We start from the raw sequence: 1,151 nt of genomic DNA, 5'->3' as shown, positions 1-1,151 counted from the left end.
GATGCGTTAGCACCTTGAGATACTAAATAAGCTTTTACTGATTCAGCTCTTTCTTTAGATAAACGTAGGTTTAATTCTCTGCCACCAGTGTTATCAGTGTGGCCAGCTAATTTTAGGCTAAAGTTTTTCTCTACCAATAATCCAGCTACTCTGTTTAATGTAGCAAATGATTTAGAACGGATAGTTGATTTACCTAAATCAAATTCTAAGTTAGAAATCGCGTCTCTTACTACTTTACGGTCAGCTTCAGTAATTACCGTAGTTTCTTTAATTACTTTAGTTGTTGGAGCAGCTAACGGACATCCTGAACCATCTACAACAGTACCTGATGCTGTTCCTGGGCATTTGTCAAATTTGTTTGCTACACCATCGTTATCATCATCAGCAAGGTCTTTAACATATTGTGCTCTGTCTCTGGCTGCATTTTCTTCTGCAGTAGATAATGCTCTTCTTAATTCAGCACTTTCTTCAGCAGTAGATTTGTTTAAAGCAGCTAATGAACTATAGTTTTGTAATTGTGGTTTTTCTTTACTTCCCAAAGCAAATTCTAAACCTGCGTGTCCGTAAGAGAATCTGTCGTAACCACCAATGTTATATCCGTCAAACTTATCAGTTTTAAGGAAGTTAACATCATAACCGAAGTCTAAGTTAATACCTTTAGCTACTGCTAATTTGAAACCGGCACCAACCGGGATGAACCATCCTTCTCTGTATGAACCCTGATCAGTTAAAGCAGCAGGCGTTCCTGAAGTAGTAGCACCTGATGACATATAACCCGCACCACCTTTTAAATAGGGGATCAACACACCATCAGTTTTGTTGATGTTAATGTTGGCTACATTCCATACCGCCGATACTGCACCCGACCATTGGATATTGGTTTTAAATTCAGAATTGTTGGTTGAAGTATAGTTACCGTTTGCATCTAAACCAGTAGTCGCTCTTAAGCCCTCTACTTTACCAGCAAGGAAATCTGCCTGGATACCTAAAGCAGGTAAAATTTGTTTTTTGATATAACCACCGTAACCAATGTTTTCTTTAGCAGTCTGGAAATCTCTGTCTTTTCCGTTAAAGATGGTATTTGGGCTTAATACACCTCCGTGAACACCGATTGACCAGGTACGGAATTGGGTTGGAGAGAAACGACCAGT

General features: G+C 39.1%; 1 protein-coding gene. It reads right to left on the bottom strand.

The features are described from left to right. A partial coding sequence (locus R2Q80_RS21875; protein WP_316801649.1) for an OmpA family protein occupies nucleotides 1–1,151 on the bottom strand: 1,151 nt, incomplete at both ends.

The organism is Pedobacter frigidisoli, assembly GCF_032678525.1.
GTDB lineage: Bacteria > Bacteroidota > Bacteroidia > Sphingobacteriales > Sphingobacteriaceae > Pedobacter > Pedobacter frigidisoli_A.
The sequence above is the reverse complement of the archived record's forward strand: the minus strand, read 5'-3'. Positions and strand labels throughout refer to the sequence as shown.